This is a genomic window from Pigmentiphaga sp. CHJ604 (assembly GCF_036972535.1).
Taxonomy (GTDB): Bacteria; Pseudomonadota; Gammaproteobacteria; order Burkholderiales; family Burkholderiaceae_B; genus Pigmentiphaga; species Pigmentiphaga daeguensis.
Genome location: NZ_CP136998.1, coordinates 4,374,712 through 4,397,295, shown reverse-complemented (window position 1 = coordinate 4,397,295; position 22,584 = coordinate 4,374,712). Strand labels below are relative to the sequence as shown.

Sequence of the window (22,584 nt, the reverse complement as noted above, 5' to 3'; positions counted from 1 at the left end):
TCATGACGACACCTTCCCTGAACTCATCCGTCGCGCGCGCATTCTCGCGCCATCGCTACAACCTGCTGGACCTGGTGCTGCTGGGCGCGGCGGTCGCGACCTTCTTCCTGGCCGACCTGTACCTGGCCCTGGCCACCGCCGTGCTGATCATGATCGTGTTCGCGCTGTCGCTGGACATCGCGCAGGGCTACGGCGGCATCGAGACCCTGGGCCACGCGGCCTTCTTCGGTACCGGCGCCTATGCCGCCGGCCTGTACGCCATGCACGTCTCGTCCGAGCCGATCTCGGGCCTGTTCGTGGGCATGGCGGCGGCCGCCGTCGTGGGGCTGCTGTCCGGCCTGGCGGTGCTGCGCACCGCGGGCCTGACCCAGATCATGCTGACCCTGGTCTGCGCGACGCTGCTGCTGGAGCTGGCCAACGTGGCCAAGCCGCTCACCATGGGCGACGACGGCCTGACCGGCTATTCGATCGCCCCGGTGCTGGGCCTGTTCCAGTTCGACATCGAAGGCCGCACCGCCTATTGGTATGCGCTGGCCGTGCTGGTGCTGGTCTATGTCTTTTGCAAGTTCCTGGTCAGCTCGCCGCTGGGTCTCACCGCGCAGGGCGTGCGCGAGAACCCGACGCGCATGGCGCTGCTGGGCGTGCCGGTGCGCCGGCGCCTGCTGACGCTGTATGCGATCTCGGCCGCGCTGGGCGGGGCCGCGGGCGCGCTGTCGGCGCAGGTCAACAACATCGTCGGGCTGGACAGCCTGGGCTTCACCATGTCGGCCAACGTGCTGGTCATGCTTGCGCTGGGGGGCACGGGCCGGCTGTACGGCGCCTTCCTGGGGGCCATCGTCTTCATGCTGCTGGCCGACCGCGCGGCGGCGCTGGACCCGACCAACTGGCTGGCGGCGCTGGGCGTGCTGCTGATCGTCGTGGTGCGCTTCGCGCCCACCGGGCTGTCGGGCTGCCTGGCCCGGTGGACGAGCAGGGGGGGCGCGCAATGAGTACCCCTCCGCTGCAACTCGTGGGCTTGTGCAAGCAGTACGGCGCGCTGAGCGTGACCCGCGACGTGAACCTGACGCTGGAGGCGGGCGCGCGCCACGCGCTGATCGGCCCCAACGGCGCCGGCAAGAGCACGCTGGTGCACCAGATCACCGGCGTGATCCGGCCCAATGCGGGCAAGGTCCTGCTGGAGGGCCGGGACGTCACCGCCATGCCGGCCGAGAAACGCGTCAAGCTCGGGCTGGCGCGAACCTTCCAGATCAACTCGCTGTTCAACCACCTGACCGTCGCCGAGAACATCGGCCTGGCGCTGTCCGCGCATCGCGGCCTGGACGGCCGTATCGGGCGGCCCTTGCCGGCGCGCCCGGCATTCGTCCAGGAAGCGGTGGAATGCCTGCGCGAACTGGGGCTGCTCGACCTGGCGGGCAAGCGGGTGAGCGAGCTGGCCTACGGCCAGCGCCGCCAGATCGAGATCGCGCTGGCCCTGGCGCTCAAGCCCCGGGTGCTGCTGCTGGACGAGCCGGTGGCGGGCGTGCCGTCCACCGAGGGCAAGCGCCTGTTCGAACTCTTGGAGCGCCTGCCGCAGGACGTCGCCGTGCTGGTGATCGAGCACGACATGAGCCTGGTGTTCCGTTTCGCGCGGCGCATCACCGTGCTGGTCGAGGGAGCGGTACTGCTCGAGGGCGGCGTGGACGAGGTCCGGACGGATCCGCGCGTGCGCGACGTCTACCTGGGCAAGCGGGGGCATCATGACTGAACGAGTATTGGAACTGCGCGACCTGTGCGCCGGCTACGGCGAGACCGTGGTGCTGGAGGACGTGTCGCTGCACGTGGACGCCGGCGAGGCGCTGGCGCTGCTGGGCCGCAACGGCGTGGGCAAGACCACGCTGCTGACCACCCTGCTGGGCCTGAACACGGTGCACGGCGGCAGCGTGCGCTACGTGGGCCAGGACATCGCCGCCTGGCCGGCGCACGTGCGCGCGCGCAAGGGCCTGGGGCTGGTGCCGCAGGAGCGGGAGATCTTCCCGTCGTTGACCGTGCAGGAGAACCTGACCGTGGCGGCGACGGCGGGAACCTGGACCCTGGAGCGGGTGTACGAATTGTTTCCGCGTCTGGCGCAGCGGCGGCGCAACCTGGGCTACCAGTTGTCGGGCGGCGAACAGCAGATGCTGGCGATCGGCCGCGCGCTGATCGGCAACCCCAGGGTGCTGCTGCTGGACGAACCCTTCGAAGGGCTGGCGCCGGTGATCGTCGATGCGCTGGTCGAGGCGTTCGGCAAGCTGCGCGAGGGCGGCGCGCTGTCCATCGTGCTGGTCGAGCAGCATGCCGAACTGGCGCTGGACCTGACCGAGCGCGCCGTGGTGCTGGATCGGGGACGCATCGTCTGGCAGGGCGCCAGCCCCGATCTGCGCGGCGATCCGGAGCGGCTGGCGTCGTTGATAGGTTTGGAGGAAGTGCAATGAGCAGTCTGTCGAATCCGCCCCTGGTGCTGCTGCCGGGCCTGCTGTGCGATGCCGCTGTCTGGGAAGGGCAGCGCGCGCGCTTCGGCGCGCAGTGCGAATGCCAGGTGCCCGACTATGGCACGCTGGATACGCTCACGGCGATGGCCGAGCACGTGCTGCGGCATGCGCCGGCCGAGCGGTTCAACCTGGCCGGCCATTCCATGGGCGGGCGCGTCGCCCTGGAGGTCACGCGCCTGGCGCCGCAGCGCGTGCTGCGCCTGGCGTTGATGGATACCGGCTACCAGGGCCTGGCCAAGGGCATCGCGGGAGAGTCCGAGCGCGCCGGGCGGCTGGCGCTGCTCAAGACCGCGCGCGAATCGGGCATGCGCGAAATGGGGCGGGTCTGGGCACGCGGCATGGTGCATCCCGACCGGCTGGACGGCCCGGTGTTCGAGGCCGTGCTGGACATGATCGAGCGCCGTACCCCCGAGGTGTTCGAAGCGCAGATCCATGCCCTGCTGAACCGGCCCGACGCCTCGGGCCAACTGGCGGGCATCGCCTGCCCGACGCTGGTGCTGTGCGGGCGGCAGGACACCTGGAGCCCCTTGTCGCGCCACGAGACGCTGGCCGCCGCGATCCCGGGCGCGACGCTGGTCGCCATCGAGGACGCCGGCCACATGACCACGATGGAGCAACCCGGCGCGGTCAACGAAGCCCTCGCGCAATGGCTGGGGTCGGAGGTTCGCCACTGATTTCGCAACCCTTCGCGCGGGGCCGGCTCGCGGCCCGCGGCGCGAAGTCATCACAGAGGAGACTCACATGTCGTCCAATCGCGGTGTCGTCTACGTAGGTCCAGGCAAGGTAGAGGTGCAAGGCATCGCCTTCCCCAAACTGGTGAATCCGGCCGGCAAGTCCATCGAGCATGGAGTCATCCTCAAGGTTCTCTCCACCAACATCTGCGGTTCGGACCAGCACATGGTGCGGGGGCGGACCACCGCGCCGGCGGGACTGGTGCTGGGCCACGAGATCACCGGCGAGGTGCTCGAGGCCGGGCGCGACGTCGAGACCCTGAAGAAGGGCGACATCGTCTCGGTGCCGTTCAACGTGGCATGCGGCCGCTGCCGGCTGTGCAAGGAACAGCAGACCGGCGTCTGCCTGAACGTCAATCCCTCGCGCGCCGGCGGCGCGTACGGCTACGTCGACATGGGCGGGTGGATAGGTGGGCAGGCCGAATACGTCATGGTGCCGTACGCCGACTTCAACCTGTTGAAGTTTCCCGACCGCGACCAGGCCCTGGCCAAGATCCGCGACCTGACCTGCCTGTCGGACATCCTGCCGACCGGGTATCACGGGGCGGTCACGGCGGGCGTGGGGCCGGGCAGTACGGTGTACGTGGCCGGCGCGGGGCCGGTGGGCCTGGCCGCCGCCGCCTCGGCCCGCCTGCTGGGCGCGGCGGTGGTGATCGTCGGTGACGTGAACCCCGCGCGGCTGGTGCACGCGCGCAAGGTGGGCTTCGAAACCGTGGACCTCTCGCAGGATGCGTCGCTGGGCGATCAGATCGCGCAGATCCTGGGCGTACCCGAGGTGGACAGCGCCGTCGACGCGGTGGGCTTCGAGGCCCGGGGGCATGGACACGAGGGTGCTCGCCACGAGGCGCCGGCCACCGTGCTCAATTCGCTGATGGAAGTCACGCGCGCCGCCGGCAAGATCGGCATTCCCGGCCTGTACGTGACGGACGATCCCGGCGGCGTCGACAAGGCCGCCCAGCACGGTTCGCTCAGCATCCGCCTGGGCCTGGGCTGGGCCAAGTCGCACAGCTTCTTCACGGGCCAGACGCCGGTGATGAAGTACAACCGTGCGCTGATGCAGGCCATCCTGTGGGACCGCATCAAGATCGCCGAGGTCGTCGGCGTGGAAGTCATCACGCTGGACGAGGCGCCCAAGGGCTATGCCGAATTCGACGCCGGCGCGCCCAAGAAATTCGTCATCGATCCGCACGGCCAGTTGCCCAAGGCCGCCTGACCGTCCTGGACGCGGGCTCGCGCCCGCGTTTCCTCCACCCTAGGGAATGTACCGAGGCCCACGGCGCCCGCCAACGATTGACGTTGGGGGCGCCGTGTTTCATTATTCTCCTGCAATTCACCAAAAGGTGAATTAAGCGCGAACGGCTGGTCCGGCGTTCGTGCCGCACCGGTCGCATGCGTATAAAGACACCGCACCAGGAGACAACCATGAACTTCGTCCGCGCCGCAGCACTCGCTCCGGTATCGTGCCTGATCGCCCTGGCCCACGCGCCGGCCGGTGCCCAGGATGCCGCCTACCCGACCAAGCCCATCCGCGTGATCGTGCCGTTCACGGCGGGCAGCACGACCGACATCATCGCCCGCGCCATCACCGACAAGCTCGGCGCCAGCCTGGGCCAGCCGGTGGTGGTCGAGAACCGCGCCGGGGCCGGCGGCACCATAGGCGCGGCCCAGGTCGCCCAGGCCGTGCCCGACGGCTACACGATCCTGATCCACTCCTCGTCGCATACGGTCAACCCGTCCACCTTCGCCAAGCTGCCTTTCGACACGGTGAAGGACTTCGCCGGCGTGACACCGATCTCGACGCTGCCCAACGTGCTGGTGATCGCGCCGTCCAAGAACATCAAGTCCTTGTCGCAACTGCTGTCCACCGCGCGCAGCCGCCCGGGCACGCTCAACTACGCATCGTCGGGCACCGGCAGCGCCACGCACCTGAACGCCGAGCGCTTCCGGCTGCAGGCCAAGATCGATGCCACGCACATCCCCTTCAAGGGATCGCCCGAGGCTGTCGCCGAGGTCATCAGCGGCCGCGTCGATTATTACTTCTCGCCGGTGGCGCCGGTCATCGGCCAGATCAAGGAAGGCCACCTGGTGCCGCTGGCGGTCGGGTCGCCGCGCCGCTCCAGCATCCTGCCCGACGTGCCGACCACCGCGGAAGCGGGCGTGCCGGGATCGGAGTTCAACTTCTGGATAGGCATGATGGTGCCGTCCAAGACGCCGCGCTCCATCGTCAACAAGCTGCAGGCCGAGGTCGCCAAGGCGCTGGCCACGGAAGAAGTCAAGACGCGCTTCGCCGCGGTGGGCGCCGATGCCTTCGTGCTGACGCCCGAGAAGTTCGATGCCTACATCAAGGATGAAATCGAGTCGAACGCCCAGCTCGTGAAGGCCGCGGGCATCGAGCCGATGTAAGGCTTCAGGCGATGGCCGGGTGGGGCCAGAGCGCGTTGCGGCCGATGTCCTGCAGCGTGCGGCAGCCAGCCAGGGCCATCGCGATCTCGAACTCGGTGCGCAGCATGTGCAGCACGTGGATGACGCCGACAGCACCGGCCGCCGCCAATCCATGCACGTAGCCCCGGCCCACCATCACGGCGGTGGCGCCCAGCGCCAGTGCCTTGAAGACGTCGGTGCCGCGCCGGATGCCGCCATCCATCAGGACGGGCAGGCGGCCGGCCACTTCGGCCGCGACCCAGGGCAGGGCCTCCAGCGTGGCGGGCACCGTGTCCAGGCCGCGGCCGCCGTGATTGGACACGACGATGGCGGCCGCGCCGGCGTCGATCGCCAGCCGGGCATCGGCCGGCGCCAGGATGCCCTTGAGCACCAGGGGCAGCCGGGTGGCCGAGCGCAGCCAGGCGATGTCGTCCCAGGACGGGGCGCCGTCCAGCGCGCCGCTGCCGAAGATGGCGCTTTCGCCGGCCCGCGCCACGGCGCCCGCCATGGGGCGCATGCCCCGCAGGTTGACGGCTTCCACGTCCGGCGGCAGGCCGAAGCCCAGCCGCTGTTCGCGGTTGCGCACGCCGTTGATGGGCGCGTCCACGGTGACCACCAGTGCGCGGTACCCGGCGGCTTCGGCGCGCCGGACCAGCCGCAGGGTATCGTCGCGCTCGCGCTGGAAATAAAGCTGGAACCACAGCGGCGCCTCGGCCGCCCGCGCCATGTCCTCGAGGCCGATGCTCGACTGCGTACTGGCCACCATCACGGTTTTCATGGCCGATGCCGCCAGCACGCTGGCCAGTTCGCCCTGAGGATGGACCAGCTTCTGGTAGGCCACCGGGGCGAGCAGGACGGGGAAGGGCAGCGGCGTGCCCAGCAGATCGAGTCCGGTGCCGCCGCCGGCCAGGTCACGCAGCACCCGGGGCTGGATGCGCACGCGGACATAGGCTTCGCGGTTGGCGCGCAGCGTGTGTTCGTCGGCAGCGCCGCCCGACAGATAGGCCCAGGCGGCATCGCTCATGCGCTCGCGCGCATAGTCCTCGTAGTCGGCCACGGCGGCGATCTGCGGCGGAATCTGCGTCAGGGGAGGCAGCGGCATGTCGGTTCCCGGGCGCCGGGTCAGGTCTGCGACCATTGCCGCAGCAGGTTGTGGTAGATGCCGGTCAACTGGACCAGGGCATCGCTGCCCGGGACTTCGCGGGACAACTGCTGGATGGCCGTGTCCATTCGATACAGAGTTTCGCGCCGGATTTCGTCGCGCACCAGGCTCTGCACCCAGAAGAAGGCCGAGACGCGGGCGCCGCGGGTCACGGGGGTGACCCGGTGCAGGCTGGTGCCGGGATAGATCACCAGGTGGCCGGCGGGCAGCTTGACGCGGTGGGCGCCGTAGGTGTCCTCGACCACGAGCTCGCCGCCGTCGTAGTCCTCGGGCGGCGTCAGGAACAGCGTGGCGGAGATGTCGGTGCGCACGCGGTGCGCGGTGCCGGGCAGGCTGCGGATGGCATTGTCGATGTGATTGCCGTAGTTGCCGCCGCCTTCGTAGCGATTGAAGGCCGGCGGCAGCACCTTCAGCGGCAGCGTGGCGGAAATGAACAGCGGATTGGCGCCCAGCGCGTCCAGGATCAGGTTGCCCAGTTGCGCGCCCAGCGGGTCGTCGGCGGCCAGTTGCCGGTTGTGCTTGGCGTGGACCGCCATGTGGCCGGCCGTGGTTCGGCCATCGGTCCAGGAGGCGCCCGCCAGCGCCTGCCGGCAGCGCGCCACCTGCTCGGCCGTCAGCACGTCGGGAAGGGTCAGCATCATGGCGGAGTATCCTCGTGGGTATCCCGGCAAGTTTACCCTTGCCGCCCAACCAGGAGCCCCGCATGCCCGCCGAGTTGCCCGACCTGCAATCCCTCTGGATGCCCTTCACCGCCAATCGCCAGTTCAAGGCCGCGCCCAGGCTGCTGGTGTCGGCCAAGGGCATGTACTACACCGATGCCGATGGCCACCGGGTCCTGGACGGCACGGCCGGCCTGTGGTGCTGCAACGCCGGGCACGGGCGCGAGGAGATCATCGAAGCCGTGCACGCGCAGATGCGCGCGCTGGACTATGCGCCGCCTTTCCAGATGGGGCATCCGCTGGCGTTCGAGGCCGCCGGCCGGCTGGCCGCGCTGATGCCTCCGGGGCTGGACCGCATCTTCTTTACGAACTCGGGGTCCGAATCGGTCGATACCGCGCTCAAGATCGCGCTGGCCTACCACCGCGCGCGCGGCGAAGGCCAGCGCACCCGTTTCATCGGCCGCGAACGCGGCTATCACGGAGTGGGCTTCGGCGGCATGTCGGTGGGCGGCATCGGCGCCAACCGCAAGGCCTATGCGGGCAACCTGATGCCCGGCGTGGACCACCTGCCGGCCACGCTGAACATCGCCCAGGCCGCGTTCACGCGCGGGCAGCCGGCCTGGGGCGCCCACCTGGCCGACGACCTGGAGCGGCTGCTGGCCTTGCACGATCCTTCCACGGTGGCGGGGGTCATCGTCGAGCCCATGGCCGGTTCGGCGGGTGTGATCGTGCCGCCGGTCGGCTACCTGGAGCGCCTGCGCGAGCTGTGCACACGCCATGGCATTCCGTTGATCTTCGACGAAGTGATCACCGCCTTCGGCCGGCTGGGCGCGGCCACCGCGGCGCAACGCTTCGGGGTGACGCCGGACCTGCTGACGATGGCCAAGGGCGTCAACAATGCCACCGTTCCCATGGGCGCGGTGGCGGTGTCGCGGGAGATCCACGACACGATCATGGCGGCGGGGCCGGGCAACGCGATCGAGCTTTTCCACGGCTACACCTACTCGGGACACCCCGCCGCGGCGGCGGCCGCGGTGGCCACGCTCGACCTGTACGAGAAGGAAGGGCTGTTCGCGCGCGCGGCCAGCCTGGAGCCGGTGTTCGAGTCCGCGGTGCACGGCCTGCGGGGAGCGCCGCACGTGAAGGACATCCGCAACATCGGGATGGCGGCGGCGATCGAGCTGGAGCCGCGCGCGGGACAGCCGGGAGCGCGCGCCTACGAGGCGTTCCTGGCCTGCCTGAAGGCGGGAGTGCTGGTGCGATTCACCGGCGACATCCTGGCGTTCTCGCCGCCGCTCATCATCGATGAAGAGCAGATAGGCGTGCTGTTTTCCGTGGTGAAGACGGCGCTCGACTCCGTGCGGTAGCGCCCCACGACCCAGGATGCGGTGGATCCGGCTCCGCCGGTCGGGGAAACCCACCCCCAAGCGGCCTTCGGCCGCTCCCCCTCAAGGGGGCGGCACTAGCGGACCGGCAAAGCCGGATCCGCGGCGCCCTGGGTCTAGTACCGGTTTTTTGGTACGCCACACCGTTGCTACCGCTGGCAGCCAGCGATAGCACCGGAGCCACACCCCAAGATAGCGGTACTAGACCCAGGATGCGGTGGATCCGGCTCCGCCGGTCCACCCGCATCGCCCCCTGGGGGGCGCCCGTAAGGGCGTAGGGGGGGGTAACTAACTACTATAGTCCGGCTGTTTGGCCGGCGCGGCCTGCTGGAAGGCCGGCTGCTGCTGGCAGTGCTCGTACACGGCCATCACCCGGGGGTAGGCCGAGGTGTCGCAGCCCATGCGCTGGGCGTTGCCGACCTGGGGGACCAGGCAGCAGTCGGCCAGCGTGGGCGCGTCGCCGAAGCAGTACGGGCCGGAGCCGTGGGCCTGGAGCAGGCGCTCGACGGCGGCCAGGCCGTCCTGGATCCAGTGGTCGTACCAGGCCTTCTTCTGTTCCTCGGTGACGCCGATGACGTCGGTGAGGTACTTCAGGATGCGCAGGTTGTTGACCGGATGGATGTCGCAGGCGATGGCCAGCGCGACCTCGAGCACGCGGGCGCGCCGCATCTTGTCCTGGGGGATCAGGCGCGGCTCGGGATAGGTGGCGTCGAGGTAGTCGATGATGGCCAGCGACTGCCCCAGTTGCACCTCGCCGTCGACCAGCAGCGGGACGTTGGCCGAGGGGTTCCTGGCCACGTAGTCCGCCGCGCGGTGTTCCAGCTTGCGGATGTTGACGCCGCGGTACTCGTAGGCCAGGCCCTTGAGCCCTAGCGCGATGCGGACCCGGTACGAGGTCGAGCTGTTGAAGAAACTGTAGAGTTCCATGTCGGCTCGTCCGGCCTCAGACCACGCGGACCTTCAGTTCGCCCAGGCCGGCCACGCCGCCTTCCATCAGGTCGCCCTTGACCACCGGGCCCACGCCTTCGGGGGTGCCGGTGAAGATCAGGTCGCCCGGTTCCAGGCGGAAGTACTTGGACAGGTAGGCCACGGTCTCGGCGATGGACCAGATCAGCTTGGAAGTGTCGCTGCGCTGCTTGTCCTGGCCGTTCACCTTGAGCCACAGCTCGGCGTCGTCCATGTTGCCGACGTCGGAGGCCTTGTGCAGGGGAGCGGTGGGCGCGCTCTGGTCGAAGGCCTTGCCGAGTTCCCAGGGACGGCCGACCTCGCGCATCTTGATCTGCAGGTCGCGGCGGGTCATGTCCAGCCCGACGGCGTAGCCCCAGACGTATTCCAGTGCCTGTTCGACGGGGATGTTGGAGCCGGACTTGCCGATGGCGGCGACCAGTTCGATCTCGTAGTGGAAGTTCGAGGTCTCGGACGGGTAGGGCAGGTCCAGCGTCGTGCCGTAAGGCACGGCCACTACGGCGTCGGCCGGCTTGCAGAAGAAGAACGGCGGTTCGCGGTCGGGGTCGAAGCCCATTTCGCGCGCGTGGGCGGCGTAGTTGCGGCCGACGCAGTAGACGCGGCGCACGGGGAACTGTTCGTTGCTGCCGGCGACGGGCAGCGTGGTGACCGCTTCGGGTTGGAATACGTACGACATGGGCGGATAACCTTTGGGTGTAGGGATGGGAAAGGAGATCAGGCGATGCGCTCTTCGCGCAGCAGCCCCAGCGCGGCCTGCACCGGACGATCAGAATAGCTGAAGAGCACCGCGTCTTCGAGCGCGGCCAGTTGCACCGGCTTCCAGGGCGGGACCGCGAACACGTCGCGCGGTCCGAACTGGAAGACTTCGTCGCCGATGCGCACGCTGCCCTGGCCCTCGACCACGCTGAACACGGTGGAGTCCGAGGTGCGGTAGGTCTTGCCCTGGAAACCGGCCGGCAGCCATTGCATGAAGGTCGCCATGGTGGGCATGGGGTAGCCGCCGGTGGCGGGGTTCACGTAGCGCAGCTTGACGCCGTCCCAGGGATCGAGTTCGCCGCGGCGCGCCAGCTGGTCGAGCGCTTCGCGCGAGCGCTCGTAGGGATAGTTGAAGATGGGCGAGGACGTGCCGCTGAAGGTGTGGCGCACGGGCGCCATGTTGTAGCCGTAGCGCGCGAAGCTGTCCCCCTCGGGACGCATGACGGGCTGCGAGGCCTCGGGATAGTTCTCGGCGAAGCCGGCATCCAGCGACCGCAGCAGCGGGATGTCCAGGCCGTCCAGCCACACCACCGGCTCGCCGCCTTCGGCTTCGGCGGGATTGCCGTGGTCGTGCCAGGTCCAGGACGGCGTGATGATGAAGTCGCCGGGATGCATGGTGGTGCGTTCGCCGTTGACCGCCGTGTAGGCGCCCTTGCCTTCGACGATGAAGCGCAGGGCCGACTGGGTGTGGCGGTGGCTGGGAGCGATCTCGCCGGGCAGGATCAGTTGCAGGCCCGCGTACAGCGTCTGGGTGATGGCCGACTGGCCCTTCAGGCCGGGGTTCTCCAGGATCAACACCCGGCGCACGGCTTCCTCGGCGCTGATGATGGAGCCCGACTCCATGACGTCGGCGCGCAGCTTCTCGTACTTCCAGATCGCGGGCACGCATCGCGGCTGCGGCTGGGGCGGGACGAGGGTGTGCAGGGATTCCCAGAGGGGGCTCAGGTTCTTCTGCGCGATGCGGTCGTAATAGGCGCGGCGCGCGGCATCGGGAGCGGTCTTGTCGAGCATGGGGTCTCCGTGTCTGGCGGGAATGGCGCGGAGTGCCCCCGCAGCCGTGGTTTCGGCCATTGTATGCGTCGAGGTATGCAAAACGATATGAAATTATCTTATCAACCATATCAATAAAAATATGCCTTGCCGTGTCAGGGCCAGCCGCCCTGGCCGGCGAAGGGCACCATTCCGGTGTCCGCCGGGCGCCCCGGGATGGCGCGCGCGGGCCCGGATATGGTGCGCGGCGCAGCCGCCGATGGCTCTTCCCGCGTGCACGATGAGCGTGCATCGGCGCCCGGTACGGCCCTTGCTTGAGCAAGGGCGGATGCTGCCAGGAACGAAGGTGCCCATGCTGTCCTACGACGAAATGCAGTTCGAGACCGGTGCCGTGCGCCGGCACTACAAGCGGTTCTGCGCCTGGCTGGACCGCCAGAGCGGCGACACCCTGGCCAGGAAGCGCGCCGAGGCCGACCTCGTGTTCCGGCGGGTCGGCATCACCTTCGCGCTGGGAGGCGATGCCGGCGATGTGGAGCGTCTGATACCGTTCGACCTGATTCCCCGCATCATCCCGGCCGACGAATGGGAACTGTTGCAGCGGGGCATGGCGCAGCGGGTACGGGCGCTGAACATGTTCATCCACGATGTCTACCACGAGCGCCACATCGTGCGCGCCGGCGTGGTGCCCGCGGAGCAGGTCTACACCAATGCCCAGTACCGTCCCGAGATGCAGGACGTGGACGTGCCGCGCGACATCTACGCGCATGTGGCGGGGGTGGACATCGTCAAGGCCGGGGGCGACAGCGGCGGCACGTTCCATGTGCTGGAGGACAACCTGCGGGTGCCGTCGGGCGTGTCCTACATGCTGGAGAACCGCAAGATGATGATGCGGCTCTTTCCGGAATTGTTCGTGCAGAACCGGATCGCGCCGGTGGCCCACTACCCGGACCTGCTGCTGGAGAACCTGCGCTCGGTGGCGCCCATGGGCGTGGACGATCCCACGGTCGTCGTGCTGACGCCGGGCATCTACAACTCGGCCTACTTCGAGCATGCTTTCCTGGCGCAGCAGATGGGCGTGGAACTGGTGCAGGGCAGCGACCTCTTCGTGGCCGACAATACCGTGTTCATGCGCACCACGCGCGGGCCGCAGCGCGTGGACGTGATCTACCGCCGGCTGGATGACGATTTCCTGGATCCGCTCGCCTTCCGCGCCGATTCCGCGCTGGGGGTGCCGGGGCTGTTGTCGGTGTACCGCGCGGGGCGGGTCACGCTGGCCAACGCCATCGGCACAGGCGTGGCCGACGACAAGTCCATCTACCCCTTCGTGCCCGACATGATCGCCTTCTACCTGTCGGAAGAGCCCATCCTGCAGAACGTGCCGACCTGGCAATGCCGCAAGCCGGACGAGCTCTCGCATGTGCTCGCGCACCTGCCGGAACTGGTGGTCAAGGAGGTGCACGGCGCGGGCGGCTACGGAATGCTGGTGGGCCCGACGGCCAGCCGCGCCGAGATCGAGGCCTTCCGCGCCCGCCTGCTGGCCAGGCCGCATGGCTACATCGCCCAGCCCACCCTGGCGCTGTCGACGTGTCCGACCTTCGTCGAGCAAGGCGTCGCGCCGCGCCACATCGACTTGCGGCCGTTCGTGTTGTCGGGCCGCAATGTCGCCATGGTGGCCGGCGGCCTGACCCGGGTCGCGCTGCGAGAGGGATCGCTGGTCGTGAATTCCTCGCAAGGCGGAGGAACCAAGGACACCTGGGTGCTCGATTCCGCCGAAGGCGCCGCCGAGGAGAATGCCGCATGCTGAGCCGCACCGCCGATCATCTGTTCTGGATGGCCCGCTACATGGAGCGGGCAGAAAATACCGTCCGCATGCTGGACGTGACCATGAAAGCGCTGCTGCTGCCGCAGACCGACGAAAGCGCCCTGCGCAGCCAACGGGCCGTATTGGCGATCTCCGAGCTGGACGAGATCTTCGCCGGCCGCTACGACGCGGTGACGGCGGACAACGTGCTGCGCTTCATGGTGGCCGATCCCGGCAATCCCTCCAGCATCCTGTCGTGTCTGCGCGCCGCCCGCGAGAATGCCCGCGCGGTGCGGGGGGCGTTGACGACCGAGTCGTGGGAAACCATCAACCATACCTGGCTGGACTTCAATCGCCAGATCGACGAAGGCATGCTGGCGGTGGACCCGGATTCGGTGTTCGAGTGGGTCAAGTTGCGGTCGCATCTGTCGCGTGGCGTGACGCTGGGGACGGCGCTCAAGGACGAGGCTTTCTATTTCACCCAGCTGGGAACGTTCCTGGAGCGCGCCGACAATACCGCGCGCATCCTGGACGTGCGTTTCGCAGACGGCTCGCGGGGTTCGCGCGCCTTGGCCGGGGCCCAGCTCGACGACTTCTATTACTGGACCTCCATTCTGAGTTCCGTGTCGGGGCTGGAGATCTACCGCCAGGTCTATCGCGACGTACTGGTTCCCGAGCGTGTGGCCGAATTGCTCATCCTGAATCCATCCATGCCGCGATCGCTGCTCGCATCGCTCGAGCACGTGTGCGAGAACCTCGCCATGCTCAGGACCGACAACTCCCGCGAGTGCGAGCGAGAGGCCGGCAAGCTGCGCGCCGAATTGCTGTATGCCGAGATACGGCCCATCCTGGCGCGCGGCCTGCACCAGTACCTGACCGAGTTCCTGGGGCGGATCGCCATCCTGGGCAACAGGATCAGTTCGGCCTTCCTCCTGCCCTTGACCGCCTGACGGGGGTGTTCCATGCGTCTGTTCATCCACCACGAGACCACCTATCGCTACGATGCGCCGGTGCACTATTCGATCCAGCAACTGCGGCTGGTGCCGGGGTCCGGTCCGGCGCAGGTCGTCGTCCATTGGGATCTGAACGCACCCGGCAAGCTCGACGCAGCCACCGATGCCTATGGCAATGCGGTGCGGATGCTGGTCATGACGCGGCCCCTGTCGGAGATGCGATTCGTCGTGCGCGGCGAGGTCGAGACGACGTCGCTGCGCGACGGCCGGCTGGAGGAAGGGCCGGGACGCATCCCGCTCGAGCATTTCACCTGCGCGACGCGCCTGACCGAGGCCGATGCCGCCGTGGGCGACCTGGCCCGCGGCTGCGGGTCGCTGGATCGGCCGTCGGCCTTGCTCGAGCTGGCGCGGCATATCCAGGAGCGTGTCGCCTACCGGTCCGGAATCACCCAGGTGACCAGCACCGCGGCCGAGGCACTGGCGCTGGGGCAGGGGGTCTGCCAGGACCATGCCCATCTGTTCATCGCCTGCTGCCGCGCCCAGGGCGTACCTGCCCGCTATGTCAGCGGCTACATCGATCCGGGCGACGTTCCGCATGCGGCCAGCCATGCCTGGGCCGATGTCTGGCTGGATGGCGGCTGGGTATCCGTGGATGTGACCCATGGCCGCTATGCGTCCGGTCCTTATTGCCGTATCGCGGTCGGCGCCGACTACGACCGCGCCGCGCCGGTCCGTGGCATGCGCGTGGGTGGCGGCGGGGAGGCGATGACGGTCGATGTAAGAGTGGGGGCGGAACAATAACCCGCGTCCGGCCGGGGCCTGCCCATCCATGCGCCGGCCGGCCGCCGGCGCTAGAATCGCTGGATATTCCGACCAACGTGATGCCGGTATGACCTATTGTGTGGCGACGCGCGTGGACCAGGGCCTGGTGTTCCTGGCGGACACGCGTACCAATGCGGGCGTGGACCACGTCAGCACCTTCCGCAAGATGACCGTGTTCGAGCAGCCCGGCGAACGCGTCATGGTGCTGCTGACCGCCGGCAACCTGGCATTGACCCAGTCGGTCGTGCAGCTCCTGTCCGAGCCGTCCGATCCGGACCTGCCCACGCCATGGAACGTGCCCAACATGTTCGAGGCGGCCTGCCTGGTGGGGCGGGCGGTACGCGAAGTCCACCGCATGCACGGCAGCGCGCTGGGCGATTTCAACATCGAGTTCAATTGCAGCTTCGTGCTGGGTGGCCAGATCGCCGGGCAGCCCATGCGGTTGTTCCAGATCTACGCGGCCGGCAATTTCATCGAGGCCTCGACCATGAGTCCGTACTTCCAGATTGGCGAGGCCAAGTACGGCAAGCCCATTCTGGACCGGGTGCTGACGCCGTCGATGCCACTGGACGAGGCGGCCAAGTGCGCGCTGATCTCGATGGATTCCACGCTGCGTTCAAACGTGTCGGTCGGCCTGCCCTTGGACCTGCTGGTGTACGAGAAGGACAGCCTGCGCGTGACCAAATTCGCGCTGATCGATCATGACAACGACTACTTCAGGATGATCCATTCGTCGTGGGGGGAGCGGCTCCGGCAGGTGTTCGCCGAGATCCCCGATCCGCAATGGGCGCCGGTCTCGGCGCTACCCCTGGGCAAATCGCCGATGCGTTCCGAACCGCCGCTGGCGGCGGGGCACGGTCCCTACAAGTCGGTGCATGAGCCTGCCTCGGCGCAGACCCTGGCGCAGGCGCAGGGCGGGCAGGCCGAGCCGGATTAGCGGAGAACCGGCCTTAGCCGATGGGCGTCAGCGCGTTCTCCAGCGCCTGGGCGGTAAGCGGCCGCGAGAACCAGAATCCCTGCGCTTCGTCGCAGCCCAGTTCGCCCAGCCGCCGGGCGTGGGCGGCGGTTTCCACGCCTTCGGCGGTGACCTTGATGCCCAGCGCGTGGGCCATGCCTATGATGGCGCTGATGATGGCGTCGCCGTTCTTGACCGACGAAATCGCCCGCACCAGCGAACGGTCGATCTTGATGCGGTTGACCGGGAAGCGCGCCAGGTAGGCGAAGCTGGAATAGCCGGTGCCGAAGTCGTCGATGGCGATGGCCACGCCCAGTTTGCGCAGGCTTTGCAGCGTATCCGACACCTGGCGGGTGTTGTCCAGCAGCAGCCCTTCGGTGATCTCCAGTTCGAGGCAGCCAGGAGGCAGCCGCCAGCGTTCGAGCGCGGAGGCGACCACGCCGTACAGCTTGCGGTCGCGCAACTGGGTGGGGGAAATATTGATGGCCATGCACGGCGACTGGCCGAACTTGGCGTGCAGGCGCACGGCCTGCTGGCAGGCGGTGTCGATCACCCAAGCGCCCAGTTCGTCCATCAGGCCCAGGTCTTCCGCCATGGGGACGAATTCGGAAGGGCCCACGGCGCCGAGCCGGGGGTGCTGCCAGCGCAGCAGGGTCTCGGCACGGGTGATGTGGCCGGTGCCCAGGTCGACCTGCGGCTGGTAGGCCAGCGAGAATTGGCGCGTTTCCACCGCCTCGCGCAGCAGGGTTTCGAGATGGTTGCGGCGCGCCGATTGCGTCTGCATGCCGAAGTCGAAATGACGGGCGGTTCCACCGCCGCTGCGGCTGGCGGCATGCAAGGCCAGCAGGGCCCGCTGCAGCAGGGCCCGGGCGTCGTTGCCGGCGGTGGGATGGGAGCTGACCCCGATGCTGGCGCTGACGTGCAGGGTCGCCGAGGCGAAGGGGATGGGGCGGGAAACCTCAGCCAGCAGCGCGGCCTCGCGTTCGGCCGACAGCGTGTTGCGGCCGGTGGAGATCATGACGAACAGCGATCCGCGCATCAGCCCGAGCACGTGCTCGTCGCCGCACAGGCGCTTCAGGCGGGCCGCCACCTGCTTGATGGCGGTGTCGGCGGCGGCATGGCCGAGGGTGTCGCGCAGCTTGCGCAGGTTGTCCAGTTCCAGCAGTACCAGCAGGACCGGATCGCTGCCGGTTTTCGCGCGCTCCAGCGCCAGCCCCAGGCGCTCTTCCAGCAATTCCTGGTTGGGCAGGCCCGTCAGGGGATCGTGGTGCAGCAGGTGCCAGAGCTGCAGGCCATTACGCGGGCGGCGGGAATTGTCGAAGACGGTACCCACGTAGCCGGCGGTCTGGCCGTCGGCCTGGGTCAGCCGGCTCAGGGCCAGCGTGACGGTGACGCGGGCGCCGTTGCGGCGCAGGTAGGTCCAGTCGGCTTCCGTTCCCTGGCTGGCGATCATTTCGGAGTCGGGATGCAGGCCGACGATGTCGCGCACCGGGGGCGAGGCCAGCTCGCCCTGGCGCAGGGCCAGTTCGGACGGGTCGTGAAGGGCGTCGAAACGCAGCTTGCCGACCAATTGGCTGGCGGAATAGCCCGTGATGCGCTCGTAGGCGGGATTCACCATGGTGAACACGCCATGCGCATCGCACATGAATATGCCGCAGGGAGCCGACTGCATCGCCAGTTGATAGGCGGTGGCGGTCCATTGCTGAGCGGACCACGCCGTCGTGGCGCCCGCATCGTTGTGCACGGTCTCATTCCTCCACGACCAGGACATTCTGTCGTGCCGGCCCCGCCGGCACGGCATCTATTGAATCACAAGAGGCCAGGGCGCGGCAGGCGATGATGGCGCCGCGCCACGGCTTTTCAGGGATCTCCCTGGGTGGCGCGTTCCGGGGGCCCGACTTTTTTGCCGCCGGGCCTCAGGTTTTCAGCCGGGCATCCATCGTGATCTGCGCGTTGAGCAGCTTGGACACCGGGCAGCCCGCCTTGGCCGCGTTGGCGGCCGCCTCGAAGGCGGCCTGGGCGGCGCCGGGAATGGCGGCCTCCACGTCCAGGTGCACCGCCGTGATCGAGAAGCCGTCGCCCACCTTGTCCAGCGTGACCGTGGCGGTGGTCGCTATGCTTTCCGCGGTCATGCCCGCCTTGCCCAGCTCGGCGGACAGGGCCATGGAGAAGCAGCCGGCGTGGGCTGCGCCTATCAGTTCCTCGGGATTGGTGCCCTTGCCGCCTTCGAAGCGGGTATGGAAGCTGTAGGGGGTTTGCGACAGCACGCCGCTCTCGGAGCTGAGCGTGCCCTTGCCGTCCTTGATGCCGCCTTTCCAGACGGCCGAAGCCGATTTTTTCATGAACGCCTCCGGGTTGACTCGACCGAGTAGCTTAACGCCGGCGGCCGTGCCCGGGCCGGGCGGGAATCGCAAGCGGCTGTAACGTCCGTGCGAAGAGCGGCGCCCCTACAATCCAGGCGCTGCCACGGGACACGGACGGACATGACGCGGAACGAAGAAAACGATGCGCCCGTGCCGTTGCGGGTGCTGCGCGCGGTGGCCGCGGTGGCCGAGGCCGGGGGCGTGACCCGGGCCGCCTCCATGCTGCACCAGTCCGCATCGTCCGTGACCCGGGCCATCCAGGAGGCGGAGGCCCGACTCGGCATACGGCTGTTCGATCGCGGCGCGCGCGGCATGGCGGCTACCGCGGCCGGCGAGATCCTGGCGCTGAGGATGGCGCGCGCGACGGCCCTGCTGCGGGCGGCGGCCGAGGGGCTGAGACTGCGCGGCGCTCCGGTGTCCGTCATGGCGCTGCCGCGGCTGGTCGGCGACACCTCGCTGGCGGCGCTGGCCCTGCGCGCCGAACATGCGACCGAAGACGCGGCGGCCGAGGCGCTGGGCATTTCCCAGTCCGCGCTGCATCAGGCGCTGCGGCGGCTCGAGCACTTGGCGAAACTCCCGTTGTTCGAGCGGACGCGGGTCGGCACGCGGCTCAACGAGTCGGGCCGTTGGCTGCTGCTGCACGCCCGCAGGGCGGTCGCAGAAATCCGGATCGGCCACGAAGAGCTGGCGCGCTGGCGCGGCCTGGGCGGGCGGCGCGTGTCGATCGGCTCGCTGCCGATGGCGGGCGACGTGCTGGTGCCTCGCGCGGCCGCGCTCGCGATCGGCGCGGAGGCCGGCCTGTCGCTGACCATCAAGGGCGGCACCTACGAGGCGCTGACCGAAATGCTGCGCGCCGCCGACATCGACTTCATGGTCGGTCCCCTGCGCGGTTCCGCGCTTGCCGCCGACCTGATCGAAGAGGTGCTGTTCGTCGACCGCTTCGTCGCGGTCGTGCGCGCCGGCCATCCGCTGCTGGCGCGTCGCCGTCGCCCCTCGCTGCGGCGGATGTCCGCCTATCCCTGGGTCGGGCCCTTGCCCGGCACGCCGGCGCAGCGGGTTTTCGACCGCCTGTTCGCGCGGGCGGGTATTGCGATGCCGGGCGTGTCCATGCAGGCCCATAGCACGGCGGTGGTGCGGTCGCTGCTGTTGTCCGGCGACCATGTGGCGCTCGTTTCCCCGCTGCAGGTCCGGGCGGAAGTCGAGGCCGGCCTGCTGGTCCACGCAAGCGGTCCGCTGGCCGGTACCGAGCGCGGCATAGGCATCACCCAGCGGCGGGACGCCCTGGCATCGTCCGCCTGTGTGGTGGCGATGGAGGCGCTGCGTCAGGCCGCGGCCGAGGCCATCGGGACGTCTTGCGATAAGTAAAACGCAATGCGGATGCCCCAACACGCAAGGCTAGGCCCGCATCGGCGCCGGGGCAATTCGTATACTGGCCGGCAAGGAAAATCTTCGTCGACGCGCTGCCGGTTCAGGCGCCGCGCGACCGACGGCCATGATGGGAAAACAGGAGGGAGACAGTATGGGGAATAGCTTGTACGCAACGATTTTCGTCATGGCCGGCCTGGCGGCCGCCGGCGCCGCCCACGCGCAGGATGCCGCCGGCAGCTACCCCAACCGGCCGCTGCGTCTCGTGGTGCCTTTTACTCCCGGTGGTTCCACCGATATCCTGGGCCGCACCATCGGCCAGCAACTGAACCAGGCCTGGGGCCAGGCCGTGGTGGTCGAGAACGTGCCGGGCGCCGGCGGCAGCATAGGCGCGGACAAGGTCGCCAAGGCTCCCGCCGACGGCTATACGCTGTTGATGGGCCACATCGGCACGCTGGCCGTGACGCCCTCGTTGTACGCCAAGCTGCCCTACGACCCGATCAAGGCCTTCGCCGCCGTGGCCTGGGTGGCGCGCGTGCCGAACGTGCTGGTGGTGCATCCCTCGGTCCAGGCCAAGAGCCTGCAGGAACTGATCGCCTATGCCAAGGCCCACCCCGATGCGATCAACTACGGGTCGGGCGGCAACGGCAGCGCCGCGCACATCGCCACCGAATACCTGAAGCTGCAGAGCGGCGCGAGCATGCAGCACGTGCCCTACAAGGGCACGGCCCCGGCGGTGAACGACCTGGTCGCCGGCCATATCAAGGTGATGTTCACCGGCGTGCCGGCCGTGATCGCGCAGATCAAGGCCGGCCAGTTGCGGCCGCTGGCCGTATCCTCGCCGCAGCGCATCAAGATGCTGCCCGACGTGCCTACCGTGGCCGAGAGCGGCTATCCGGGCTTCGAGGCCGATCAGTGGTATGGCGTGGTCGCGCCGGCCGGCACGCCTCGCGAAGTGGTGGCCAAGCTGAACAAGCAGATCAATCAGTCGCTGTCCTCGCCCGAGATCGAGCAGCGCCTGGCCAGCGAAGGCGCGCAAGCCACGCCCAACCCGCCCGAGGTCTTCGCCAAGCTGATCGCTTCCGAAATCGCCCGCTGGAAGCCGGTCATCGAGAAGGGCGGCGTGAAGGTGGACTGACGCTGCTTTCCGCAGCGGCCAGACGAGGGGTCCGGCGCCACCGCGCCGGACCCCTTGTTGCGTTGCCGACACGCCCACCGTCATGCGGCGGTAACCCCCTGACGCAGAACCCGCAAGAAATCCGCACATGCCTCCCGTTTCCCGCCGTTCCGGTGGAAAGCGTTACATCTGAGAAGGTAAAACATTCGCGAAAGTCGGCTGGCAGCGGATGCCTTGGATTAAGCTTGGCTCAGCCTCACTTCAATTGGAGGGCATGATGCTCGAGTGGCTTCGTAGGTGGGTACTGAGTCACGCCCCAACCCCGGAAAGAGAAGCGGAGAAAGCGCTGAACGAGGCGCGGCTGGCGCTGTATCGCGCCGAGCAGCGGGTTCGCGATGCGATCATGTACGCGGAGTACTACCGCGAGCGGGTCAGCTTCCTGAAGCGGGTCAAGGAAGAAGGCATCGAGAACGTCACCGACGTGCGGGCCATGCGTCCGTATGGGGGCCAGGCCGGAGGTTCGCAGGCGACGCTGCGGCTGCATCCGAAGGCGGTCACGAACGAGTAGCCGGCGGGTGGGTTCGATGCAAAAAAGCCTCCGCTCGGGAGGCTTTTCTTTGCAACCATCGCAAGATGGTTGGTAGGGTGGGAGGGACTCGAACCCTCGACTCTCTGATTAAAAGTCAGATACTCTAACCAACTGAGTTACCACCCCCCGTACTCACGGAGTTCGCTGCCCGGCTAAGCCGAGCTTGCGACCCGAAGCCCAAAATTATGGCAACCTGACGACGCTTTGTCAAATGAAAAGGGCCGGTATGCACCGGCCCTTTTCGTCTTGAACGGATCTCGCGTCACTTCAGCAATTCGAGACGGTCTTTCGCGGTCTGCGCGGCGGGTACGCCAGGATAGTCGCGGACGATGCGTTCGAGCGTGGTGCGCGCGCCGCGCCGGTCGTTCAGTTCGACCTGGCTGCCGGCGATGACCAGCAGCGCGTCGGGCGCGCGGACGTTGGTGGGGAAGTTCTTGACCAGGGCCTGCTGCTGCGCGATGGCCGCCTTGTAGTCCTTGAGCGCGTAGTGGCTGCTGCCGATGTAGAACTGGGCGGCGGGCGCATAGGGGCTTTGGGGATACTGGCGGACGAAGTTCGACAGGGCGGGAATGGCGTCGGCGTAGTTGCCGTTGCGGAAGAGGTCGATGGCGGCGTCATAGGCGCGCTTTTCGTCGGCGCCCACGGTGGCCTGCTGGCCGTCTATCGAGGCCGTCTGGGGCTCGAGGCGCTTGAGGCGCGTGTCGACGTCCAGGTAGATGTCTTTCTGGGCCTGCTGGGTATCGGCCACCTGCTTGGTCAGGATCTCGATCTGACCGCGCAGGCGGGCGATTTCCTGCTGCAACTGCTCGATCTGCGATGCAAGCTGCAGCTGGCTGCGCTGGCTCTGCGCCAGGTCGTCGGCCAGCTTGCGGCTTTGCTGATCGGACCGCTCGCGCACTTCCTTGCGCAGGTCGATGATGGCCTGGCGCGCCTCGTCGTCGGAGAACAGGGCCGCGTGGGCCGAGAAACCCGTCAAGCTGGCGCCGATGCAGGCGGTGGCGGCCAGCAGCCGGAGGCGGGAAGTGCGGAGCGTCATGAGGGC

At 68.3% G+C, this 22,584-nt stretch carries 22 protein-coding genes and 1 tRNA gene; 14 read left to right on the top strand and 9 right to left on the bottom strand.

The window, feature by feature from the left end:
- Positions 1–2: 2 nt before the first annotated feature.
- The 6 genes from R4823_RS21130 (at position 3) to R4823_RS21105 (ending at position 5,641) form a co-directional block, all read left to right on the top strand.
- Positions 3–989: a branched-chain amino acid ABC transporter permease gene (locus R4823_RS21130; RefSeq protein WP_087837747.1), complete on the top strand. Its 987-nt coding sequence runs from the start codon at positions 3–5 to the stop codon at positions 987–989.
- Positions 986–1,744 carry an ABC transporter ATP-binding protein gene (locus tag R4823_RS21125; RefSeq protein WP_132979917.1) on the top strand — a complete coding sequence of 253 codons (759 nt, stop codon included), beginning with the start codon at positions 986–988 and terminating at the stop codon, positions 1,742–1,744. The genes R4823_RS21130 and R4823_RS21125 overlap by 4 nt, the downstream gene beginning before the upstream one ends.
- Positions 1,737–2,450 (top strand): ABC transporter ATP-binding protein, encoded by a 714-nt coding sequence (locus R4823_RS21120; RefSeq protein ID WP_087837745.1) that lies wholly within the window; start codon positions 1,737–1,739, stop codon positions 2,448–2,450. The genes R4823_RS21125 and R4823_RS21120 overlap by 8 nt, the downstream gene beginning before the upstream one ends.
- Positions 2,451–2,455: 5 nt before the next feature.
- On the top strand, positions 2,456–3,181 hold the full coding sequence (locus R4823_RS21115; protein ID WP_087837968.1) for an alpha/beta hydrolase: 726 nt from the start codon (positions 2,456–2,458) through the stop codon (positions 3,179–3,181).
- Positions 3,182–3,248: 67 nt separating this feature from the next.
- Positions 3,249–4,451 (top strand): formaldehyde dehydrogenase, glutathione-independent, encoded by a 1,203-nt coding sequence (fdhA, locus tag R4823_RS21110; RefSeq protein WP_087837744.1) that lies wholly within the window; start codon positions 3,249–3,251, stop codon positions 4,449–4,451.
- Between the two features lie 209 nt (positions 4,452–4,660).
- On the top strand, positions 4,661–5,641 hold the full coding sequence (locus R4823_RS21105; RefSeq protein ID WP_338616016.1) for a tripartite tricarboxylate transporter substrate binding protein: 981 nt from the start codon (positions 4,661–4,663) through the stop codon (positions 5,639–5,641).
- A gap of 4 nt (positions 5,642–5,645) precedes the next feature.
- On the opposite strand, the gene R4823_RS21100 is transcribed toward R4823_RS21105, so the two are convergent.
- A complete protein-coding gene (locus tag R4823_RS21100; protein WP_087837742.1) occupies positions 5,646–6,761 on the bottom strand; it encodes an alpha-hydroxy acid oxidase in 1,116 nt (371 codons plus the stop codon).
- Positions 6,762–6,781: 20 nt separating this feature from the next.
- A complete protein-coding gene (locus tag R4823_RS21095) occupies positions 6,782–7,462 on the bottom strand; it encodes a Fe2+-dependent dioxygenase (protein WP_087837741.1) in 681 nt (226 codons plus the stop codon).
- Between the two features lie 62 nt (positions 7,463–7,524).
- Between R4823_RS21095 and R4823_RS21090 the strand changes: the two genes are divergently transcribed.
- Positions 7,525–8,847 carry an aspartate aminotransferase family protein gene (locus R4823_RS21090; protein ID WP_338616013.1) on the top strand — a complete coding sequence of 441 codons (1,323 nt, stop codon included), beginning with the start codon at positions 7,525–7,527 and terminating at the stop codon, positions 8,845–8,847.
- Between the two features lie 306 nt (positions 8,848–9,153).
- Here R4823_RS21090 and maiA read toward each other — a convergent pair whose 3' ends face one another.
- Genes maiA through gtdA form a run of 3 tightly spaced genes read right to left on the bottom strand, consistent with a single transcriptional unit; the run spans position 9,154 to position 11,598 of the window.
- Entirely contained in the window at positions 9,154–9,792 is a 639-nt protein-coding gene (gene maiA, locus R4823_RS21085; RefSeq protein WP_087837739.1) for a maleylacetoacetate isomerase, read from the bottom strand.
- A 16-nt stretch (positions 9,793–9,808) separates the two neighbouring features.
- Positions 9,809–10,507, bottom strand: a complete 699-nt coding sequence (locus tag R4823_RS21080; protein ID WP_338616012.1) for a fumarylacetoacetate hydrolase family protein — start codon at positions 10,505–10,507, stop codon at positions 9,809–9,811.
- 38 nt (positions 10,508–10,545) lie between these two features.
- Positions 10,546–11,598: a gentisate 1,2-dioxygenase gene (gtdA, locus tag R4823_RS21075; protein WP_132979920.1), complete on the bottom strand. Its 1,053-nt coding sequence runs from the start codon at positions 11,596–11,598 to the stop codon at positions 10,546–10,548.
- 331 nt (positions 11,599–11,929) lie between these two features.
- On the opposite strand from gtdA, the gene R4823_RS21070 reads away from it, so the two are divergent.
- From R4823_RS21070 to R4823_RS21055, 4 genes are all read left to right on the top strand, one after another.
- Entirely contained in the window at positions 11,930–13,381 is a 1,452-nt protein-coding gene (locus R4823_RS21070) for a circularly permuted type 2 ATP-grasp protein (protein ID WP_338619220.1), read from the top strand.
- Positions 13,375–14,328, top strand: coding sequence for an alpha-E domain-containing protein (locus R4823_RS21065; protein ID WP_338616011.1), 954 nt, complete (start codon positions 13,375–13,377; stop codon positions 14,326–14,328). The genes R4823_RS21070 and R4823_RS21065 overlap by 7 nt, the downstream gene beginning before the upstream one ends.
- 12 nt (positions 14,329–14,340) lie before the next feature.
- Positions 14,341–15,132, top strand: coding sequence for a transglutaminase family protein (locus R4823_RS21060; protein WP_338616010.1), 792 nt, complete (start codon positions 14,341–14,343; stop codon positions 15,130–15,132).
- An 88-nt stretch (positions 15,133–15,220) separates the two neighbouring features.
- Positions 15,221–16,090 (top strand): proteasome-type protease, encoded by an 870-nt coding sequence (locus R4823_RS21055; RefSeq protein WP_338616009.1) that lies wholly within the window; start codon positions 15,221–15,223, stop codon positions 16,088–16,090.
- 13 nt (positions 16,091–16,103) lie between these two features.
- On the opposite strand, the gene R4823_RS21050 is transcribed toward R4823_RS21055, so the two are convergent.
- Both R4823_RS21050 and R4823_RS21045 read right to left on the bottom strand, forming a co-directional pair.
- A complete protein-coding gene (locus R4823_RS21050; protein ID WP_338616008.1) occupies positions 16,104–17,852 on the bottom strand; it encodes an EAL domain-containing protein in 1,749 nt (582 codons plus the stop codon).
- A 172-nt stretch (positions 17,853–18,024) separates the two neighbouring features.
- Entirely contained in the window at positions 18,025–18,450 is a 426-nt protein-coding gene (locus R4823_RS21045) for an OsmC family protein (RefSeq protein ID WP_338616007.1), read from the bottom strand.
- A gap of 141 nt (positions 18,451–18,591) precedes the next feature.
- Between R4823_RS21045 and R4823_RS21040 the strand changes: the two genes are divergently transcribed.
- The 3 genes from R4823_RS21040 to R4823_RS21030 all read left to right on the top strand — a co-directional run bounded on the left by R4823_RS21040 (position 18,592) and on the right by R4823_RS21030 (position 21,521).
- Positions 18,592–19,836 carry a LysR family transcriptional regulator gene (locus R4823_RS21040; protein WP_338616006.1) on the top strand — a complete coding sequence of 415 codons (1,245 nt, stop codon included), beginning with the start codon at positions 18,592–18,594 and terminating at the stop codon, positions 19,834–19,836.
- Positions 19,837–20,023: 187 nt separating this feature from the next.
- Positions 20,024–20,974: a tripartite tricarboxylate transporter substrate binding protein gene (locus tag R4823_RS21035; protein WP_338619218.1), complete on the top strand. Its 951-nt coding sequence runs from the start codon at positions 20,024–20,026 to the stop codon at positions 20,972–20,974.
- A 253-nt stretch (positions 20,975–21,227) separates the two neighbouring features.
- Positions 21,228–21,521 carry a hypothetical protein gene (locus tag R4823_RS21030; protein ID WP_338616005.1) on the top strand — a complete coding sequence of 98 codons (294 nt, stop codon included), beginning with the start codon at positions 21,228–21,230 and terminating at the stop codon, positions 21,519–21,521.
- 70 nt (positions 21,522–21,591) lie between these two features.
- On the opposite strand, the gene R4823_RS21025 is transcribed toward R4823_RS21030, so the two are convergent.
- Together R4823_RS21025 and ybgF are read right to left on the bottom strand one after the other, a co-directional pair.
- A tRNA-Lys gene (locus R4823_RS21025) sits at positions 21,592–21,668 on the bottom strand.
- A gap of 136 nt (positions 21,669–21,804) precedes the next feature.
- Positions 21,805–22,578 carry a tol-pal system protein YbgF gene (ybgF, locus tag R4823_RS21020; RefSeq protein WP_087837719.1) on the bottom strand — a complete coding sequence of 258 codons (774 nt, stop codon included), beginning with the start codon at positions 22,576–22,578 and terminating at the stop codon, positions 21,805–21,807.
- Positions 22,579–22,584 lie beyond the last annotated feature (6 nt).